This is a genomic window from Agarivorans sp. Alg241-V36 (assembly GCF_900537085.1).
In the GTDB taxonomy this organism is placed as follows: domain Bacteria; phylum Pseudomonadota; class Gammaproteobacteria; order Enterobacterales; family Celerinatantimonadaceae; genus Agarivorans.
In genome coordinates this window covers 350591-372516 of the sequence record NZ_UNRE01000005.1, presented here as the reverse complement: position 1 = coordinate 372516, position 21926 = coordinate 350591, and the positions used below count along the sequence as shown (strand labels likewise).

The following is a 21926-nucleotide window of genomic DNA, read 5'->3' as shown; positions in this document are numbered from 1 at the left end:
GAGTAATATTATTATTGTTTAAAACAATGGCTTATTGTTTATTTCAGTGTAGTTGGCTTTACAAAATAATCGACAAAACAACCACTTTCACCTTGCAAACAATTAAACCATGTTTTTACATATTTACAACATAGATAACTAGACTTTTTGAAGTGATAGGAATTTATTATTGCTATCAGTAGACAGGACAAAACGACCATTTATTCCACTGCGGTCTAAAAAAGGCAAAAAGCGCAAAGCAGGGATCTGAATGCGCATGCCATTACTGTCGGTAGCAATAATTGAGCGGGCCGTACCTCGATAAACCCGCTCAAACTCTTGATAAGAAATATGGATGTTAAAAAAGTACTGCTTCATTGCTTAACTGTGCCTAGGCCTGAAGTTGTTGCAAGCCGTTAGTTACCTTCTCAAATAGATCTTTACTTAAGTCCTCAAGCTCAGCTAAAGCTTGTAATTGCTCAATAATAAGCGCTTTACGCTCGGCATCAAGTTTCACGGTTTGAATCAATGGGGTAATCAAACGTGATGCTACCTGTGGATTTTGGGTATTCAATACCCGCAAAATCTCGCCTAAGTAACGGTAACCCGAACCATCTTTTGCATGGAAATGACGGGCATTGTTATTGGCAAAACTGCCAACCAAAGAGCGAACTCGGTTAGGGTTTTCCATACTAAAACTTGGGTGCTCAGCTAAGGCTTGTACTCTTGCTAAACTGCCCTCTTTGGCATAACTAGCCTCTAAGGCAAACCACTTATCCATCACTAAACCATCGTGTTGCCAATTTTGCTCGTAGTCTCTAAACATTGCCGCTCGCTGTTCGATATCGGCATTGTTAGCCGCCGACATTGCAGCCAGTTTATTAGTCATGGTTGGGCTATCAAAATAGGCTGCTGCAACCAACTCTGGCTGGCTATGAGCCACATACTGCAAACACGCTGCACGTAGCGAACGTAGATTAATGTCATCGTGTGCCAAGCTTTGTTTATCAGCTTTTGCGCAAGCCTGCTCTAAGGCAGCAAATTGCTCAGGCAATGCGAGTGCTAGGCTTCGAATGAAGAAGTCTCGAGCTTGAGCAATCGCATCAATATCTACATGGGCAAAACCATCGGCAATTTCATTCTCACTACTAATGGTAAGTAACTCAGCCAATAGGCCCTTATCAATGGCGCTATCTTCTAATAGCAGCTTAAAGGTATTAACTATCGCCTCTTCCAATTGCAGATTGTTACCCGCTTGAACTTGCGCGACAGCTTGTTTCATCCAAATGCTCACAAGCTTTTGCATACCATCCCAACGCGCAAAGGTGTTGCTGGCATTATTGATAATTAGTAGCAACTGCTCTGAGCTATAGTCCATCTCTAATTTCACTGGCGCAGAGAACTCTTGTAGCATCACCAAAGTAGGTTGTTCACCAATACCTTCAAACAGCCAAGTTTGCTCGGATTCAGTTAGCTCCAGTACCGACGAGACAGACTCTCCCTTAATCTGTAAGGCTAAACTGCTGCCATCACTAGCTAACAATTCAACAGAAACAGGAATATGCAACGCTTGCTTATCTTCTTGCTCAGCAGTAGCCGGTGTATGCTGCACCATAGTTAACGAAAATTGTTGTTTATTTTGGTCGTAGTGAGTTTGCACCTTAAGTACCGGAGTACCTGACTGGCTATACCAACGTTTAAATAAGCTTAAGTCTTTACCGCTGGCATCTTGCATCGCATTCACAAAATCATCGCAAGTGGCTGCTTGCCCATCGTGGCGCTCCACGTAGGTTTTCATGCCCGCTTGAAAGCTCTGCTCGCCTAGCAAGGTATGCAACATCCGAATCACTTCCGCGCCTTTCTCATACACCGTTAAGGTATAAAAGTTATTCATCTCAATAACTTTATCTGGGCGAATAGGATGCGCCATTGGGCCTGCATCTTCTGCAAACTGATGACTGCGTAACAAGCGAACGTTTTTAATTCGGTTAACAGCCCGAGAGCCGAGATCAGAGCTAAATTCTTGATCACGGAAAACCGTTAAGCCCTCTTTGAGCGACAACTGGAACCAATCACGACAGGTGATGCGATTGCCGGTCCAGTTATGGAAATATTCATGACCAATTACCGCTTCAATGCCTAGGAAATCATTGTCGGTAGCACTTTGTTTATTAGCTAATACATATTTAGAGTTAAATACATTTAAGCCTTTGTTTTCCATCGCTCCCATGTTGAAGAAATCAACGGCAACAATCATATAAATATCGAGGTCGTACTCTAAACCAAAGCGTTGTTCATCCCAGCGCATGGCTTCTTTTAATGAAGCCATGGCATGTTCTGTGCGATCCAAATTGCCTTTATCTACAAACAATTCTAGGGCAATGGTTCTACCGGTTTTAGTAACAAAGTTGTCTTCTAATAAGTCAAAATCTCCGGCCACTAAAGCAAATAAATAACTCGGTTTTGGGAAAGGGTCCTGCCAGCTTACCCAGTGTTTTCCGTTTGCTAGGTCACCTTGATCTACTTTGTTACCATTCGACAGTAAAAACGGATATTGGGCTTTATCGGCAATAATCTTGGTGGTGTATGTGGCCAGCACATCGGGTCTGTCTAAGAAGTAGGTAATGCGGCGAAAGCCTTCAGCTTCGCACTGAGTACAAAACGCCTCCCCTGACTGATACAGGCCTTCGAAGGCTTTATTTTCTTTAGGGTTAAGTTGGGTCTCAATCTTTAACTCAAAGCGTTCTGGTAAATCACTAATGACCAACTGGCCATCGCTAAGTTGATAAGCTTGGTGAGCCTGTTGGTTTACCGAAATGCTCAGCAACTCTAGTTTTTCGCCATCAAGTATTAAGTCGGCACTCTCATTAGCCTGTCTAACAACCGTAGATACCGCCACCACCTTGGTAGCCGTGGCATCTAAATCAAACTCTAGGGAAACATTTTCAATGGTGTAATCTGGCGCTTGATAATCTGAACGATACTTGGCGATGGGTTGAGCTGATGAGTCGGCCATGACACTTCCTTATTTGAGAAACGAACAAAACGTATAAGCAGTTCTGTATTGTAAAAGATATTAGTATCAGCAGCTAACGCTTTGTGGCTGCTTTAAAAACAAAAAAGCCGGCATCAGCCGGCTTTTTATACGCATTGGTTTTAAAGCGATATTAAACCAATAGCGTTTAAGAAAACTACCGCAATGGCAATTGGAGAAATAAAGCGAACACTCTTCGAGAACATCTCAAATGCTTGGCTTTCTAAGCCCATGCCCTGCTTAACTTTATCTGATTGAACAATCCAACCTACAAATACAGCAATAAACAATCCGCCCAAGGGCAATAGAATGTTAGCAGTAATGTAATCTAGAACTTCAAAGAAGTTTTTACCCATTGGGCTTTCTTCAAACTGGAGGAATTCCCAACCAGCAAATGAGCCAATAGTACCTAGGCTTAATAACCAAACCGCACTACCAGAAACAATTGCAGCAACGTTACGGCGGAAACCTTTACGCTCAACCAAGTAAGCTGAAGTTGACTCAAGCAAAGCTAAAGCTGAAGTAAAGGCGGCAACGGTTACCATCACAAAGAATACTGTAGATATCACGCCACCTAGTGGCATAGTACCAAAGGCAATTGGCAGCGATACAAACAGCAAACCTGGACCAGCGCTTGGCTCAATACCGTTAGCAAATACAATTGGGTAAATTGCTAAACCGGCCATTAAGGCTACAACAGTATCTGCAATTGCGATGTAAATAGAGGTTTTAGCGATAGAAGCGCCTTCTGGAAGGTAAGCGCCGTAAACCATCATAATGCCTGATGATAAACTCAAGGTGAAGAAAGCATGACCCAGCGCCATAAGCACGCCGTTAATGGTTAACTTCGAGAAATCAGGGCTGAACATAAAGCTTACTGCAGCAGCAAAATCACCGGTTACTGCTGCGTAAATCATGATGATAGTCAGCAATACAAATAAGGCAGGCATTAGTAAAGTAACAATGCGCTCCAGGCCTTTGGTGACACCCTTGGCCAAAACAACCACAGTGCCTACAATAACTAAAGTCGCCCATAGTACCAGCTGCTTAGGATCTGAAGTCAAGTCGCCAAATAAAGCGCCGATTTGCTTTGCGTCACCCGCTGCGGCAGTAATATCACCACCAGCTGATTTGAATATATACGCAACTGCCCAACCGGCAATAACAATGTAAAAGCTTAAAACCAAAAAGCCAGCTAATACGCCCATGCCACCAATAAATGCCCAGTTCTTCGAACGGCCATTTTCTAAAGCAACTTTTGCAACTGCGTTGGCAGGAGTCGAGCGACCTTGTTTACCTAAGTAAACTTCAGCCATCATCACTGGAATACCAATGAATAGAATACAAAGAAGATAAACAAGAACAAAGGCACCGCCGCCGTTCTCGCCCATAATATACGGGAATTTCCAGATGTTACCCAAGCCTACTGCGGCGCCGGTGGCAGCCAAAATGTAAGCAAAGTTACTTGACCAGCGATTGCTCACTGAAGTGTTATTACTCATGATTTTCTCTTTTATATTGTGTTTGCTAAGTGCGTCCATGATTTTAGGCCGCCAATATAAGCATAAACAAAAGGAGATTTACAGCCAAAATGAATCTTTATGCTGAAATTATGCGGTCAATCGGCACAAGCAATCTACAAATAGCTCAACAGTAGGTGTTAAACACTGAATAGCCATTCTTAACTATTGCATGAAATATCAATTAAGCATTTGCCATTGTTGCTCTAACCATTCTTTTTCATAGCGTAGTACGGGATGCAAGGTTTGTCTTTTCCTTACTGCTGTTGCTTCGGCTTCGTTCAAAGAAACACCATTAGCCATAAGAACAAATGGCCTTAACTGCCCACCTTTTTTGATAAAGCCGACTAAGTTTATAACCCCGTTTACATAACCACTTTTTGCTCTAATCTGCTTTTTTAAAGGCGCTCTAGTAACACTACGACGATACTTTAAGGTGCCAGTTTCTCCAGCAAGTGGCAGCCGCTCAACCAGCGCTTTTAACTGTGGATCTGATTGCCATAGCTGCATAATCTGATACAACAGGTTTGCGCTAATCAGGTTTTCTCTAGATAAACCCGAGCCATCGCGGATTTGAGCGCGATTGAGATCTAAGCCCATATCGTTTAGTTGCTCTACTACTATTTCGCTGGCTTGCTGAAAAGTCCCTGCACGTTGCTGCTCTCTGGCCAAGGTTTTAAAAATGCTGTCGGCAGTTAAATTGTCAGACTCAACCAGCATATACTCTAACAAGTCCAACAAAGGAGCAGATTGGTGGCTAAAACGCTCTGGGTATAAGCTGAGCTGTTGTTGGTAAGCAATGCTGCCTTTATAGCTTAAGCCTGCTCTTGCCAAACCGCGCTTTAGTTTAGTACTAAAATAACGATGTTCATCATTAATCGAAAAACGTAGCGGCATCATAGAGCGGTCAGCTTTTATACATCCTTCTAGTGAATACTGGTTATGCTCCCCCACCACCAAATTTTGTTCGCAACTAGGGTGGTTTGGACTCACGGTAACTATTTGATTATCGATATTGATTAAGCCTGAATCGCTCACATGTAAGCGACTTAACTGCCCTGCTTTGCCCGGCTTTAAATTTCCGTTAACACAATTGTTGTCGATGTTTAGGGAGCTGGCTGGTGCGGCAAAACAAATACCGATGTCATTCCACACCTGTCCTTGGCTTCGGCTATGGCCAGTAAACTCGCCATCATCAACTTGAACAGAAGCTACTTTGCTGCCCAATTGCGTTTTAGCTTGGTTCAATAGCGCAACTAAGTCTTGGCTAGTAAAGCTTGGGTCACCACGCATATGCAAGCGAATATGCATTCCTTGTTCACTGGGTTTAACACTGAGCGAGGTGGTATAGCGATAGTCTTTACCTAACTGTTTTAAGGCAGCGGTTGCAGTGACAACTTTTAGGGTACTTGCGGGTGTTAGCAGTATATCGCCGTGTTGCGAACTGTCTGGGCTAACATAACTAATCAAAGCACCTGGGGGCTCGACGATAGCATGTGCAACAAATGATTTAAGGAAGATGGAAAGGAAGATTGAAGATCTAACAATAGCCCGCATAATTGCCAAACTCTAATAAACAATATGCCGAGTATATAAAAAAAGGTGAACCTAAGTTCACCTTTTCTTTAATCAGTTTACTGCCTATTGGGCAATTAACTCTAAGCGCATTGCACGTTGGCGTACAAAGCTGCGCTTTAAGTGATTAAATGTCTTCTCAGGCATACCACTCGGTAACTCTACGGTTGAGTAGCTATCGAACAACTTAACGCTACCAATGTAGTCACTGCTAATGTTTGCTTCGTTAGCAATAGCACCAACAATATGTTTGGTTTGCACGCCGTGTTCTTTACCAGCGTCAACGCGGTAGGTATTCATTTCTACGTCTGCAGTGCGGCGTTTGCGTTTAGCGCCACCTTCACCACGGCTATCGCGCTCACCTCCACGTTGACCACGGTGGTTGCGTTCACCACGTTCACTGCGCTCGCCGCGTTGGCCTCGGTGGCCGCGCTCTTTGTCTTTGCTAAAGCGCGCAGAGCGTGGCTCTGGATCAGCAGGTAGTTTGAACGGGCGCGCGGTTTGCGCTTGGAACAACAAAGCAGTCGCGAGTTCAAGTTCGCTCATGCCTAGGTTGCTGGCCAATTCAGACGCGATGCTTTGGTAATCTTCAAGCTTGGCGTTTTCAACAGCTGCGGCTAGCTTGTCTTGGAAGCTAGAAACACGCTTCTTCTCGATTTCTTCACGAGTAGGTAGCTGCATTTGTTCAATTTTGTGGCGAGTTACACGCTCAATATTGCGTAACAAGCGTTGCTCACGGTAACCAACAAACATAACCGCTTTACCGCTACGACCTGCACGGCCAGTACGTCCAATACGGTGAACGTAAGCTTCGGCGTCGTAAGGGATGTCGAAGTTAACGACTAAACCAATACGTTCTACGTCTAAGCCACGCGCAGCTACGTCGGTTGCAACCACGATATCTAACTTGCCAGATTTTAAGCGTGTGATAGTGCGTTCACGCATGCTTTGGTTCATGTCGCCGTTTAAGGCTGCAACACTAAAGCCTTTCGCTTCTAAACGCTCTGCAATATCGGTAGTAGAGGTTTTAGTACGAGCGAAAATAATTGAAGCGCTATCGCAGTTAACTTCTAGAATGCGGGCCAACGCTTCTATCTTGTTTAAACCTGCAACATGCCAGTAGAACTGGTCGATATTTGAAACCGTTTGAGTCTTCGCCGCAATTTTTACTTCTTTTGGCTCAGACATGTAGTTTTTGGTGATGTTTTTAATTGCCGGTGGCATGGTTGCCGAGAACAAAGCTGTTTGGCGCTCTTTTGGCATATCACGCATAATGCGCTCAACATCATCAATAAAGCCCATACGTAGCATTTCATCTGCTTCGTCTAATACTAGCGCTTTAAGCTGGTCTAGTTTTAACTTGCCACGGTCTAAGTGATCAATAGTACGACCAGGCGTACCTACAACAATTTGCGGACCACGACGAAGTTCTTTAATTTGCTGACCGTAATCGGCACCACCGTAAATAGCCAATACGCGTAAGCCGGGAATATTGCGGCTAAAGTCTTTAATTGCATCGGCAACTTGATTAGCCAGTTCGCGAGTTGGTGCAAGAACCAACATTTGCGGCGCATTAAGCTTTGGATCAAGTTTGGCTATTAAAGGAAGAGAAAACGCGGCCGTTTTACCGGTACCAGTTTGTGCCAAGCCAAGTACATCATGTCCTTCCAGCAGTAACGGAATGGTCTTTTCCTGAATTGGAGACGGCGTCTCAAATCCGATCTCGGAAATAGCGTTTAAAATCGTTTCAGGTAGAGCGAATTGCTCAAAACTTGAACTGCTGGATTCGGTCATATTTGGCCCACAATTATTTAAAGGATGCGCACTATACGCTTTTGATCACAAAAAGTCTCATTGATTTTAGCTTTTTATAGAAAAACATTGACCATCTTGATATGGGCCAATAAAAAACCGCTCTAGTGAGCGGCTTATTTTCTTTAGTATAGAAGAAAAATTTACTCTGCTTCAGGCTCTGGGTGCTTAGCTGCAGTTTCTTTGATTAAAGGTTGTAGCTCACCACTGCGGAACATTTCCATTACAATGTCACAGCCGCCTACTAATTCACCTTCAACCCATAGTTGTGGGAAGGTTGGCCAATCAGCGTAGTTTGGTAGCTCAGCGCGAATGTCTGGATTTTGCAGAATATCTACATAAGCAAAGCGCTCACCGCACTGCATTACCGCTTCTACTGTTTGAGCAGAGAAACCACAGCTTGGGAATTTAGGCGAGCCTTTCATATAAAGTAGAATTGGGTTTTCAGCGATTTGCTGTTTGATTTTTTCAATCGTTTCCATTTTAAACTTCTCTAATTTTTGCACTAAGTCTATTCTAGGTGTTGGGCGTATCCTAGCAACAATAGTTGCCAATTTCACCACTTTGCTCTAGATCAATTTTTTTTAGTATTTTTGCTTTGCCTCATAAAGCACTAGTGCTAAACTCTTTTGTAAAGTTTTTACTATATAAAAGATTGCGCTAATAAAGCCAATTATTACAAGGAGAGAAACACATGGCATTTACATTACCTGAATTACCATACGCACAAGACGCACTTGAGCCACACATCTCAGCTGAAACTTTGTCTTTCCACTACGGCAAGCACCACAATACTTACGTAGTAAAACTAAACGGTTTAATTGAAGGCACAGACCTAGCAGAAAAAAGCTTAGAAGAGATTGTTAAATCTTCTACTGGTGGCGTATTCAACAACGCTGCACAAGTTTGGAACCACACCTTCTACTGGAACTGTTTAGCACCAAACGCTGGCGGCCAACCAAGCGGCGCTCTAGCAGCTGCTATTGATGCAAGCTTCGGTTCTTTTGAAGAGTTTAAAGCAAAGTTCACTGACAGCGCGATTAACAACTTTGGTTCAAGCTGGACTTGGTTAGTTAAAAACGCCGATGGCAGCCTAGCTATTGTAAACACTAGCAATGCAGCTACCCCACTTACAGATGAAAGCGTAACTCCGCTTCTTACCTGTGACCTATGGGAACACGCTTACTACATTGATTACCGCAATGTTCGCCCTGATTACCTAAATGCTTTCTGGGCATTAGTAAACTGGGAATTCGCTTCTGCAAACTTTGCATAAGTGACAGCAATATAGAAAAAGGGCGCTACATGCGCCCTTTTTTAATGCCTAAACTACACGCTACTTAGTGTCGCTATGCCCCAAGTCCATGTCTGGCGCGATAATGTTGCGCACCCGCTGTTTTAAGATCTTGGCTTCTGGAAAACCATTATCGGCCTTTCGGCACCAAATGAGTTGGCCATCGAGGTAGATTTGAAAACGCCCGCTTGAAGCAGGTTTAAGTGCCACTTCAGATAACTCTTGCGAAAAAGTGGTGAGTAATTCTTGGCTAAGCCAAGAGGCTCTTAATAACCAACCACATAAACTGCAGTAATAAATTTCAACTTTGGGTAATACTGTGTCTTGCTGTTCCACTTCTGTTACTTCCTTTTTTGCAATTCACTAATATGATTAAGTACCCGTTTTAATGACACCGGATACTTGGTACCCAATTGTTGAGCAAATAGCGATACCCGCAATTCTTCTATCATCCATCTTAACTCTTGGCCCTGTTGATCATACACAGGCAAGGCCAATTCTTTATACCGCTCTTGCGCAGTCTCAATTTGTTGCATCGCCAAGCGGTCTTTGTGGGAATCAATGGCTAACTTTTCAAGGCGTCGCTCAATGGCTTTTAAGTAACGTTGCAAGTCACTCAAACGTTGCAGCCCTACTTCACGCACAAAGCCTTTATGCACTAAAGCGTTTAACTGCGCCTTAATGTCAGCGTGCGCCAATACTCTATCAAAACCCACTTTACCCTTTAGTTGCTTATTAATTGAATAATGCAAACTAAGAATTTGTTCGACTAAAACCACAGCATCTAGGGTTTCTGTAGCAAGTTCAGCCCGCACTTTATCGCATAAGGCTTGAAATGCTGCTGGATTATTCACACTCTCCAATTGAGAGTACTTGTCGATAACCGCTAAGCAACAATCGTCTAGCAATACATCCACCCGACCAAAAGGATTAAAGTACAAACCCAATTTGGCTTTGTTGGGTAAATGCTGCTGCAAGTAACTCATAGGAGAAGGAATGTTAAGCTGTAGTAACTTGCTTAAGCCTCTGGTTTGGCTCCAGCCTGCTTCTTCTTGTTTATCGAATAACTTCAGCGCGACGGTTTTACCTTCGTCGACCAAGGCTGGATAAGCAGTGATTTGATAACCTTGGCGCTGCTCTTCAATCAGCTCGGGCAGTTCGCCAAAACTCCACTCACTAACTTTAGCCTGCTCGGCAAAAGAGCTTGGCGCTATTTCAGCAATACTTTGCTCTACTTGGTCTTGCAGTTTCTCTTGCAAAGCTTGATAAGAACGACCTTGCGCGACCACTTTGCCTTGGTCGTTCATTACTTTAAAGTTAACTTTAAGATGATCGGCCACCGAATCTATATTCCAGGCATCTTCAGGGATCTTCACCCCAGTCATTCTTAGTAGCTGTTTGGTGAGAACCTCTAACAAACTCCCTTCAGCATGCGGTACGGCTTGTACAAAGGCTTTTACGTAGTTTGGTACTGGCACAAAGTTACGGCGAATCGGCTTAGGTAGAGATTTAATTAAGGCATTAATTAAATCTTCACGAAATGCTGGAATTTGCCACTCAAAGCGCGAGAAATCCAATTGATTCAACAAAGCTAGCGGTATGTGCGCGCTTACACCATCATCAGCTTGGCTAGGTTCAAATACGTAACTCAAGGCCACTGAGACTTGCTCAAACTGCCACTGATCGGGATATTGCTTTTCAGTAATATGGCTAGCATCATGCTGATAAAGCATTTGCTTGGAAAAGCTCAGCAAGTCGGCCTGCTTTTTACTGGCCTCTTTCCACCAGCGATTAAAGTGACTTGCTGATACAATGTCTGCAGGTAAACGCTCAGCGTAAAAGTCATACAGCACTTGGTCATCGACCCGAACATCACGGCGCCTTTGCTTTTGCTCTAAAGCTTCAGCATCGTCGAGTAATAGCTGATTTTGTTTGAAGAAGGCATGTTTTGCTTGCCACTGCCCTTCAACCAAGGCTGAACGAATAAATACCTCACGCGCCACTACGGGATCTATTTTCCCGTAGTTAACCAGGCGTTTGTTTACCAGAGCAACGCCGTACAAACGGACACTCTCGTAGGCCATTACAGCTTGTTGCTTGGTTGACCAATGAGGTTCGCTGTATGAACGCTTTATTAAATGACTGGCTTGATTTTCTAACCAAGCAGGTTGAATTTTGGCGACGCCGCGAGCAAATAGGCGGGATGTTTCTACCAACTCAGCAGCAACCACCCATTTTGGTGGCTTTTTCGCTTGGCTAGAGCCTGGGAATACTACGAAGCGAGCATTGCGTGCGCCTAAAAACTCTCGGTCTTTATCTTTAAAACCTAGATGGCTAAGCAAGCCAGCAGTAATCGCTTGGTGAATCGCGTCATAGTCTGCTTCATTTTGATTAACGCTGTAATCCAACTCTTTAACCACGGTAGACAACTGAAAGACCAGATCTTGCCATTCACGAATTCGCATATAAGCCAGAAACTCTTGCTTACATTGTTTTCTGAACTGGTTGCCCGATAAGGCTTTTTGCTGCTCTTGCAGATAGCGCCATAGCAATAAATAACTCGAGAAGTCGGAATCTTTATCAACAAAGCGAGCATGTTTTTGATCTGCCGCCTGTTTGCGATCATTTGGTCGCTCACGCGGATCTTGAATCGACAAAGCCGCACAAATCACCATCATTTCTTGTACACAATCAAATTGCTTGGCGGCAACCATCATTCGAGCTAAACGTGGATCGATAGGAAACTTAATGACTTCTCGCCCTAAGGCACTCAGGCTAGGTTTGCCATGTTGCTGCTTTAACGCACCAATTTCTTCTAATAGGTTTAAACCGTCTTTAATATTTCGCTGGTCGGGCATATCAATAAACGGGAAGTCTTCCAGTTTACCCAGTCTTAAGCCAAGCATTTGCAAAATAACCGACGCTAAGTTGGTTCGAAGAATTTCAGGATCAGTAAACTCGGCCCGCCCTTCAAAATCTTCTTCGCTGTACAAGCGAATACAAATACCTTCGGCCACTCGCCCACAACGTCCCTTACGCTGGTTCGCGCTAGCTTGCGAAATTGCTTCAATAGGTAAACGCTGCACTTTCGAACGATAGCTATAACGACTAATCCGCGCTGTACCTGGGTCAATCACGTAACGAATGCCCGGCACGGTTAAACTGGTTTCTGCAACGTTAGTAGCGAGAACGATTCGGCGGCCGCGATGAGAGGAAAATATCTTATTCTGCTCTGCATTAGATAAGCGCGAGTACAGTGGCAATACTTCGGTGTCGCGCAATTGGCGCTTTTGCAAGTAGTCGGTCGCGTCGCGAATTTCGCGCTCACCGTTCATGAAGATAAGGATATCGCCGGGCTTTTCTCGATACAGTTCATCCACTGCGTCAGCTAAACCTTCCAATATATCCTTAGTTTGTTCGCCTTCATTTAAGGGGCGATAACGGGTTTCTACTGGGTAAGTACGCCCTGAAACTTCAATCACCGGAGCATCGTTAAAATGTTTAGCAAAACGCTGGGGATCAATAGTGGCAGAAGTAATAATAACTTTTAAATCTGGTCGCTTTGGTAATAACTGCCTAAGCACACCTAAAATGAAGTCGATATTTAAACTGCGCTCGTGCGCCTCATCAATAATCAATACTTCATATTGCGATAAAAATCGGTCTTGCTGCATCTCTGCTAGCAACATACCGTCGGTCATCAACTTAATCAGACTGTCATTTTTGATTTGGTCGTTAAAGCGGATTTTATAACCCACTAACTCTCCCACTAGGGTATTTAGCTCTTCTGCAATTCGAGCGGCAACACTACGCGCAGCCAATCGGCGGGGCTGGGTATGGCCTATAAAGCCGCGGCTTCCTAAACCCAGTTCTAAACAAATTTTAGGGATTTGGGTGGTTTTACCTGAGCCTGTTTCACCCGCAATAATAACCACTTGGTTGTCGCGTACTGCGTCATATATGGTTTGCTTTTGCTCAGCAACCGGTAGCTGTTGAGGGTACTCAATACTTGGGATGGCAGCACGCCGACGCGCGCTAAGCTCAGTTGAACGCTCAAGCGCTTGAGTAAACTTAAGTAATGACGAACTGTTGTTCTTTATATCATCCGCATTTAATTTGCCAAGCTGACGCTGGAGGCGAAAACGGTCTTTGGCTAAGGCCAATGATATTTGTTGTTTATAGGTAGAAAGAGCCGACTGCAAGAAAAAAGCCTCGTAGGATTGCGTACGAGGCGCAAATCCTATCAACTATCCTTGAGAAAACAAGCCTAACTCACCTGCTTATAACAACTATGTAGATGTTTATCGATGCCGGCCAGCACCTCTTCACGAGTAATTAAGCCCAGTAACTTACCCTGTTCGATGACCGGATACATTTTGGGCTTCTGCATTAGCATGCTTTGAGCGAGCTCTAATATGCTGGTTTCAGGGCCAACACTTAATACGTCACTACGCATCAAATCTTCTACTAAGGAGACGGTTTCACAGTGATAAGTGGCTTCAAGCAGACTCTTTAAACAATCTTGCTCAGAGATCCAACCAATAACGTGTTTCTGCTCATCAATTACGGGTGCGCCTAGCTGCTTATGCTCAAGCAAGCTATGCACGACCTCTGCAATAGGTTGTTTTGCGGTAAAGCATACCGGACGCATTAGCATGTAATCGCGAACTTTTAGCTTCTCAGGCATAACCATAACTCCTGCTATTTGCCTTACTGTTAGCTTAGTTGGACTCGGCCAATTACTCCAGCAAACCCCATTGGCGCTTTATTGGGCTAGCTAAAGTGTAATTTCACCCATTTGGGTAATGGTGAGAATAAAAGCCAAGGAGTAGTATTTATACCGACTGAGCTGCTAACTCAGTCATCGCGTTTAGTTACCTATTGCTGTGTACATCTTTACACAAATTTATGCAGGCCCTTTGTTATCCAATACAAAGGGTCTTTTTTTGTCTTTAATTTCAGTGGCTTGAATATAGAAAGTGACTATTTCACCCATTTGGGGAATGGTGCAGATGCAGCAGCGAAGATAGTATTTAACACGATTGAGTTGCTAACTCAGTCACGCGTTTAGTTACCTATTGCTGTGTACAACCTTTACACAAATTTTACGCAGGCCCTTTTACTTATGTAAAAGGGCTTTTTTTTGCATTGTTAAACAGTAAGCAATATGCAAGGTATTAAAAATTATGAAGAATTTATTAGTTTTGAAATTTCACCCATTTGGGTAATAGCCTGATTAGACCAGTGTGGTTATTATTTGTCTCGACTGAGTCGCTAACTCAGTCACGCGTTTAGTTACCTATTGCTGTGTAAACATTACACGATTATGCAAGCCCTTTGCTCTTGAGCAAAGGGCTCTTTTTTTGCCTATTTAACTTGCCAGTTTAAGGTTTCGTTGGCAAAAAATGGTACTAAGTTTTCGTCTTCAACTTTAACCGAGCCAGGCACCTGCCAGGCTTCTTTGTTCAGTGTAATGGTGTCAGTGTTTCTTGGCAGACCATAAAAGTCAGGACCATTAAAACTGGCAAAGGCTTCAAGTTTGTCCAATATTCCTAGTTGCTCAAAAATTTCGGCATACAACTCAATGGCAGCAGGTGCACTGTAACAACCGGCACAACCACAAGCACTTTCTTTAGCACCTTGAACATGAGGCGCAGAATCAGTTCCCAAGAATATCTTTTTGGTACCACTGGCTACGGCTTGCTGTAAGGCTTGTTGGTGTGTTTGACGTTTAAGTACTGGCAGACAGTAATTATGTGGGCGTAAGCCACCGGCCAACAGGTGATTTCGGTTATACATTAAATGCTGAGGGGTAATGGTGGCAGCTACATTATCTGGCGCATTTAATACAAATTCTGCGGCTTCAGCGGTAGTGATATGCTCAAACACAATTTTAAGATTAGGTAGTGATTCCACTAAACCACGCATGTGTGCATCAATAAAGGCTGCTTCTCTATCGAAAATATCGATATCAGAGTGAGTAACCTCGCCGTGAACCAATAACAACAAGCCGTGTTCGGCCATAGCTTCAAACACTGGGCGAAGTGCGCCAACATCAGTAACGCCATGGGCAGAATTAGTGGTCGCATTAGCCGGATACAATTTACATGCTTTAACAATTCCGCTTGCCGCTGCTTCTGCGATTATCTCTGGCGTAGTGGAGTCAGTTAAATAGAGTGTCATTAGTGGTTCAAACTGGCTTTGCTTTGGTAAAGCTTGCTTAATACGCTGATAATAAGCTTGAGCATCAGCAACTTGAGTGACTGGCGGGGTTAGGTTAGGCATGATGATGGCACGAGAAAAGTGCTTAGCGGTAGCATTGGCCGCTACCTCTAGCATGGCGCCATCGCGCAAATGAAGATGCCAATCGTCCGGTCTTGTTATAGTAAGCGTTTGAGTCACAACTATCCCCTAGGTAGGTATAAATAATTGGCGCAAAGTCTACCCGAACTTGGCTGACAAGTCTTGCGGCCTCCTATAAATACTACGCATTTTTAGTCACTTGTTGCTGCATTTCTTGGACAATTTCTCCTGCAGATTCATAATCATATTCCTCAATTAGCGTTTGTAACTTTTTCGCCTGCGCCGGGAACGTTTGTAATATGCATTCATGACTATCGAGAAAATCATTACTCTCACCATCAAAGTCATCAAGCAACTGCGCTAGCTGCTCTAGGTAGCTCAACAACTCTTCTTCACTTACGCTTTGTGAACCTCCCTCTTCTTCTGCCTCCAAAGATTTACTTTGGGAGACGAACTCTTGCAAGCCTTGTTGAAGCGGTATTAGTTGCTCGCCTAGGGCTTCAATACTGCTTGGCTGAAGGGCTTTATCCTCGGCTTGTTGCTCTACAACTGCAGCCAAATCTGACACATCTTGCGCGCCCAGCGTAGCGGTAACACCTTTTATGGTATGAGCAATGCGCTGCAAGTCATCAACACGTTTTTCACTATAAGCCGTGTTTAAATCATCCATTGGAGTGTTTTCTTCACTGGAAAATTTGCCAATTAATTTGAGATATAAAGCTTTGTTGTCGGCTGCATTGGCTAAGCCTATTTCTGTATCTAAACCATCAAGCTCCGGTAAAGCTAATTCTCGCTGATTAAGCGAGTGGCCAAGCTCGCCATTTTGATTTATCGCAGTTGGTGAAGCTGGCGTAATCCATTTAGCCATTGTGCTAAACAAGCTGTTCACATTAATGGGCTTAGGAATGTGGTCATTCATTCCTGCTTCAATGGCTTTTTCTCTATCTCCAGCCAAAGCATTTGCGGTAAGGGCTATAACGGGCATTTCTTTAAGACCAAGTTGATGGCGGATCACTTTGGTTGCCGTATAACCATCCATAACTGGCATTTGACAGTCCATAAGCACCCCATCTACGTTATTTTGTTTTAGGTATTCAACAGCCTGGGCGCCATCATCACACACTGTGCAATTGATTCCGTTGGATTTTAATAGCTCGGTAATCAACTCTTGGTTTACATCGTTATCCTCTGCAACCAATATGTTAGCGCCCTGCAACTGCGCAATATCTGAGTTAGAGCCCTGTTGCTGAGCCTCACGGCGAGTCTGTTCAAATACTTCTATCTTGCGAACTTGCACAATGGTATCGAACAAATGAGACGGTGTGACAGGCTTAGTTAATACCGCATCAATATTAATAGACTCAGCTTCTTTGGTGAGCTCGTCGCGACCAAAAGCAGTGACCATGATGACATCAAGCTCGAAGCCTTGGTCCTGAATCTGCTGAACAGTTTGTATGCCATCCATCTCTGGCATTTTCCAATCCATAAACACCATATCAAAAGCGGCGTTTTGGGCATATTCTTGAATCATAGCTATCGCTTCTCTGCCGCTAGATGCCACCTCAACCTGCAGTCCAAAGCCCGCTATCACTTGCTGATTAATTTCTCTGGCGTTGGCGTTATCGTCCACCACCAGCGCCTTAAGGCTGCTAAGTTGAGCAGAATTAGTATCACGCAGCGTTTGAGCATTTTTCTGAATACGCATTGGCAATTCAAAATAAAAGCAACTGCCCTCTCCTAACTCACTGTTTAAAGCTATTTTTCCGCCCATTAACTCGGTGAGTTTTAAACAGATGGCTAAACCTAAACCGGTACCACCATGCTTGCGTGTAGTGGAACTATCGGCTTGCGAGAACGGCTTAAATAGCTTGGCTTGTTGCTCTGGAGTCATACCAATACCGGTATCTCTTACTGAGAAATACAGCTGCACTTGCTCGTCGTCTTGCTGCTTGGCTTCTATCTTCACTACAACTACGCCTTGTTCGGTAAACTTCACGGCGTTATTACACAGATTCACCAATATCTGGGTTAGGCGTAAAGGGTCACCAATTAAGGCTGTTGGTATGCTTGGGTCAATATCAAATAATAGCTCTAAGCTTTTTTGTTCAGCACGCAACCCCACTAAATTGGCTAGATTGTCGAGAATATCTTCTAAGCGGAAATCGATGGTCTCAATATCCAGCTTACCTGCTTCAATCTTAGAGAAGTCGAGAATATCGTTGATGATGCCTAATAAAGCCTCGGCGGAGCGATGGACCTTATCAATGTAATTACGTTGTTTATTGTCTAATTCAGTTTCTAGAGCCAAGTAAGACATGCCAATAATGGCATTCATTGGAGTGCGGATCTCATGCGACATATTGGCTAAGAAATCACTCTTAGCTTGGTTTGCACTATCGGCCAAGGACCTAGCTTCGTTAAGGGCTGCTTCTAGCTTTTTGGTTTCTTCAATATCAACATGAATACCGTTAATCCGCAGAGGCTTACCGTGTTGGTCTAGTTCGGATACTCGACCAATGGTGAGGATCCAGCGATACTGGCCGTTTTTGCACCTTAAGCGAATTTCATTACGTAGTACGTCGTTGTCTCCAGCTAAGTGCTGCTCAAGCTTTTCATTGTTTGTAATAACGTCGGTTGGGTGGATTAGCTTCATCCAGGTGGCGGTATCACCTTTTAAGCGAGCCCAAAGACCATCGCCATCACGTAACTCTCCTTTGGCATAACCCAGCATGCTCTCATAAATGGCGTTCACTTCAATGCGATCTTCTTGCGGGTAATAATCCCACATGCCTAAACCTGCACCAGAAGCCGCAGAATCTAAACGCTCTTCACTTTCCCGCAGTTGCGCTTCGACCTGCTTGATTTCGCTAATATCAAAAATTGCACCATCGGAGAAAGCAGGACGCCCTTCTTCATCCATTGATACAAAGGCTTTTTGCAACATATGTTTGGTTTTGCCAGAAGCATCGATAATACGAAATTCTTGTGAAATGGCTCCGCCCTTTTGATTAAGCCCTCTAGAGCGCGCTAAACTCTCCTCTGCATCATCTGGGTGAACCAGTTCTTTGTAACGACGAACAGGATTTACGCCAAGGAAATCACTCACCGGGTAACCGGTTTGCTCCACAATTTGTTCACTAAGATATAGCCACTCAGGAAACTCACCATCTTTGAGGCGAATTCGGTAAACAACGCACTGCAGATTATTGGTGAGGGTTCTAAATTGGCGTTCACTATCAGCAAGTTTTTGCTGGGCTTTTCTACGAGCCGTAATGTCTCGTACTATCCCAGTAAAATGGCGATTTCCTTTTAAGAACACCTCTTTCACCGCCAATTCCATTGGGAATTGTTCACCATTTTTCCGAAGACCAAATACCTCTCGCTCGTTACCAATAACCGTAGATTCTTTTTTCGGTTTATAGCCAGCGAGTATGCGATCGTGTTGATCACCAATGTCTCTTGGCATTAGCATTTTTACATTTTTACCAATCACTTCCGCTTCGCTGTAACCAAAAATTTGCTCAGCTGCGGGGCTAAAGCTACGCACAATACCCGATTGTTCAATTAAAATAATGCCATCGGCAATGGTATCTACGATGGTACGGATCCGCTCTTCGTTATCAGCTAAAGCAAGGCGCGCCTGATAACGCTCTGTCATATCAATGAGAGACACTTTAACCAGATGAATATGCCCATTTTCATCAATGCTGGGCACAATGTTGATGCTGAGGTTTTTTTTCTGCCCTTTGGCAGTAAAAATGCTGAGTACTTCATCGTTAAAGTTTTGGCCTACAAAAGCTGCTGCTAGAAGTTCTTTAGACTTTTGACGTTGCTCTTGGTTTTCCGCAAAATCATGGAAAAACAGCTCTTCGAAGCACTCGCGCTCTACTTCAATTAACTCGGAAAAGCTGAGATTATGTTGTAAAAAACGCCCTTCTCTATCAACAGAGGCATAGGCGATTGGGGCAAATTCATACAGATCCCAAAGGGTCTTTTCGCGCTCTTGAAGCTCACTAGTACGCTGTTCGACTTCGCGCTCTAGCTCTTGTTTAGATTCACTTAATCGCAGGTTAATTTTACGTACTAAGGCAAACACCAACACAAATAAAATAATGCAGAATGCTAAGGCCGAGCCCAGCACCAACAGCACTACATCTCGAAACTGCAAGTAACCTTGCATCACTTCATCATGATCAATTTCAGAGACTAAGCCAATTTCTAATTCTTTATCCCAGCGCCACGCCCCTACTACAGGTACACCTCGGTAGTCTAAATAGCCTTGAAAATTGGAGCCGTTAGATTTAGCAATAATCGCATAGCCACTATCCGTCCACTCTGGTTGTTCCCGAGTAAAGCTTGGCACTTGTAATCGAATGTTCAGTACTGATGACTGTTGGGGCTCCAATAATCCCAGCGCTACTAATTCGTCTTCAAACTTACTAGGAGAAATCATGTAACCGGAACGACTTACAAGATAAGTTTCGCCGGTTTTACCAATTTGAGCACCTTTAAGTAATTGGGCAAATTCTCGTTCGGGATCCATTCTTAAGGTAAGAATAGCCACCACTAATCCATCACCATTTTTAATGGGAGCAGCAATAAACATGGTTGAATGTGCATTTTTAACTTTGTTTTGTAACATACCATCAAAGGTAATTTCAGGACGAATTGGCGGAATAACCACTGTTTCGCCCTTGAATACACGATTAAGCAAATGAGGATAATGGCGAGTAATAACGTTTATTTCACCGAGGTTTTCATCACGCATAGATGCAATGTTTATGCGGTCGCGCGAAATGATGAAAAAGCCTAAGTCATCAAACACTGTTCTGTAATTGTCTACAGATTGACGCAAACTCGCTAAAGCGGGGTTAGCCAGCAGCCCTACTTTACTGTGTTCCGACTCGATAAGTACATAGGAATAATGTTGGAAGGCGGGATCTAAAGCGATGGCATCAACTTTTGATTGCCAGCCCTGTTTCCATTCATCGAGTCCAGCATCAGCGGTATCAAGTACTGAACCAATGACTTCTTCCAGCTGATTAAATTGGTGATGTTTAAGTTGTTTTAAGCCTACCCCGGTTATCGCTGCGATAGCAGCAACTGCAGCGCTACAAATTGCTACAATCACCAAAATACTTTTTTTAGAACTGAGCAGTAAGCTCATGTTTTCGAGGTTGGTTTTACGGAGTCGGTTTAATAACAGCATGATTAAGCCCAACAAGGCCAAAAGTACCCATAACAACTGCTCAACCGACATAAACCATCCTTGAGAAACCCATTTAGCACGAGGCTTTATAATTGAATGATTTAACTATAATGCCCAATGCTCACTAAATACAGTTCTTCGCCCTAAAAGCCAAAATTCTATTAGTTTCAAACCTATAACTGCGCCTCATAAAACAAAAACGCCTCCACTAAGAGGAGACGCTTTTCGCGATAAGTTTATCGTTATGCCTAAGTTGCGCTAAAGACCTTCTTAGTTAAAAAGACTCACTAAAAAAGCTATTCATGGCGGCAAAAGAACGGGCTGCTACTTTAGGATGGTACTCTGCTTTTCCGGCTCTTTTAGCCGCTGGGTTGGTAAAGGAATGCACCGCTCCGCCGTAAGCAATCAACTGCCAATCTACACTCGCAGCGTTCATTTCTTTCTCAAAGTTACTCACTTGCTCTGCTGGTACAAAAGGGTCAATGGCTCCGTGTAATACTAAGATGGGCGCTTGGATATTTTTAGCATCTTCTGTATTAGGCGTATCTAAGTTGCCATGAAATGACACCACACCGCCAAGCTCCTCACCGGCTCGCGCTAACTCTAGTACTGCACCACCGCCAAAACAGAACCCAATAGCTGCCACTTTCGAAGCATCTGCTGATTTAGGTAGGCTACTTTTCATTGCCTCTAAAGCGGCTTTGGTTCTTTCACGCAATAGTTGACGATCGCTACGTAACGCTGTTGCAGCTACCTTTGCCTCGTCACCATTAGTTGGTCTAACATCGCTTCCATAGACATCTGCCATCATTACCGCATAGCCCATTTCGGCAATTTTCTTCGCTTTGGTCAATGAACCTTCTGTTGGTCCCATCCAATTTGGCACCATTAATACTGCGGGTAAGCCCTGCTTGCTATCATCGAATACCAAGGTTGACTCAAAGCTTTTGTCACCGATGGTATGGGTCACCGTTTGGCTTACCATTGCCGCATGAATATTAAAAGAAAGCGCTAAGCCAGCCAGTAGAGTAAAAGTTTTCATTGTATGTCCTTATAGTCGTGGTTACCTCAAGCATTACGCTCAGTGTAGTAGAAAAGTTTTCGAGCACTAAAAATAAGTATCTGTAGAGAAGCACTATTGGTTTATTCGCCACTACACAACTAAGGTAATAGCATCGGCTAGCAATAACAACTGGCTGT

General features: G+C 43.8%; 13 protein-coding genes. 1 reads left to right on the top strand and 12 read right to left on the bottom strand.

Annotation, left to right across the window (positions count from 1 at the left end; genetic code table 11):
• Positions 1 to 138: 138 nt before the first annotated feature.
• The 6 genes from G6R11_RS13590 to G6R11_RS13565 all read right to left on the bottom strand — a co-directional run bounded on the left by G6R11_RS13590 (position 139) and on the right by G6R11_RS13565 (position 8402).
• Complete coding sequence (locus G6R11_RS13590; RefSeq protein WP_016401874.1) at positions 139 to 357, bottom strand: DUF2835 domain-containing protein; 219 nt, start codon at positions 355 to 357, stop codon at positions 139 to 141.
• Positions 358 to 370: 13 nt separating this feature from the next.
• Entirely contained in the window at positions 371 to 2995 is a 2625-nt protein-coding gene (pepN, locus tag G6R11_RS13585) for an aminopeptidase N (protein WP_163133613.1), read from the bottom strand.
• Between the two features lie 140 nt (positions 2996 to 3135).
• Positions 3136 to 4515, bottom strand: coding sequence for a sodium-dependent transporter (locus G6R11_RS13580; RefSeq protein ID WP_163133612.1), 1380 nt, complete (start codon positions 4513 to 4515; stop codon positions 3136 to 3138).
• Between the two features lie 198 nt (positions 4516 to 4713).
• On the bottom strand, positions 4714 to 6003 hold the full coding sequence (dacB, locus tag G6R11_RS13575) for a D-alanyl-D-alanine carboxypeptidase/D-alanyl-D-alanine-endopeptidase (RefSeq protein ID WP_163133611.1): 1290 nt from the start codon (positions 6001 to 6003) through the stop codon (positions 4714 to 4716).
• 171 nt (positions 6004 to 6174) lie between these two features.
• On the bottom strand, positions 6175 to 7902 hold the full coding sequence (locus tag G6R11_RS13570; protein WP_205472818.1) for a DEAD/DEAH box helicase: 1728 nt from the start codon (positions 7900 to 7902) through the stop codon (positions 6175 to 6177).
• 161 nt (positions 7903 to 8063) lie between these two features.
• A complete protein-coding gene (locus G6R11_RS13565; RefSeq protein ID WP_163133610.1) occupies positions 8064 to 8402 on the bottom strand; it encodes a Grx4 family monothiol glutaredoxin in 339 nt (112 codons plus the stop codon).
• Between the two features lie 212 nt (positions 8403 to 8614).
• Between G6R11_RS13565 and sodB the strand changes: the two genes are divergently transcribed.
• A complete protein-coding gene (gene sodB, locus G6R11_RS13560) occupies positions 8615 to 9196 on the top strand; it encodes a superoxide dismutase [Fe] (protein WP_163133609.1) in 582 nt (193 codons plus the stop codon).
• 60 nt (positions 9197 to 9256) lie between these two features.
• On the opposite strand, the gene G6R11_RS13555 is transcribed toward sodB, so the two are convergent.
• The 6 genes from G6R11_RS13555 to G6R11_RS13530 all read right to left on the bottom strand — a co-directional run bounded on the left by G6R11_RS13555 (position 9257) and on the right by G6R11_RS13530 (position 21768).
• Positions 9257 to 9550: a SelT/SelW/SelH family protein gene (locus G6R11_RS13555; RefSeq protein WP_163133608.1), complete on the bottom strand. Its 294-nt coding sequence runs from the start codon at positions 9548 to 9550 to the stop codon at positions 9257 to 9259.
• Between the two features lie 5 nt (positions 9551 to 9555).
• A complete protein-coding gene (hrpA, locus tag G6R11_RS13550; protein WP_163133607.1) occupies positions 9556 to 13416 on the bottom strand; it encodes an ATP-dependent RNA helicase HrpA in 3861 nt (1286 codons plus the stop codon).
• Positions 13417 to 13481: 65 nt separating this feature from the next.
• The gene (locus G6R11_RS13545; protein ID WP_163133606.1) at positions 13482 to 13901 is read right to left on the bottom strand and encodes a CBS domain-containing protein; all 420 of its coding nucleotides are present in this window, start codon (positions 13899 to 13901) and stop codon (positions 13482 to 13484) included.
• A gap of 680 nt (positions 13902 to 14581) precedes the next feature.
• Entirely contained in the window at positions 14582 to 15616 is a 1035-nt protein-coding gene (gene pyrC, locus G6R11_RS13540; protein ID WP_163133605.1) for a dihydroorotase, read from the bottom strand.
• 82 nt (positions 15617 to 15698) lie between these two features.
• Positions 15699 to 20777, bottom strand: coding sequence for a PAS domain S-box protein (locus tag G6R11_RS13535; protein ID WP_163133604.1), 5079 nt, complete (start codon positions 20775 to 20777; stop codon positions 15699 to 15701).
• A 223-nt stretch (positions 20778 to 21000) separates the two neighbouring features.
• A complete protein-coding gene (locus G6R11_RS13530; protein ID WP_163133603.1) occupies positions 21001 to 21768 on the bottom strand; it encodes a dienelactone hydrolase family protein in 768 nt (255 codons plus the stop codon).
• Positions 21769 to 21926 lie beyond the last annotated feature (158 nt).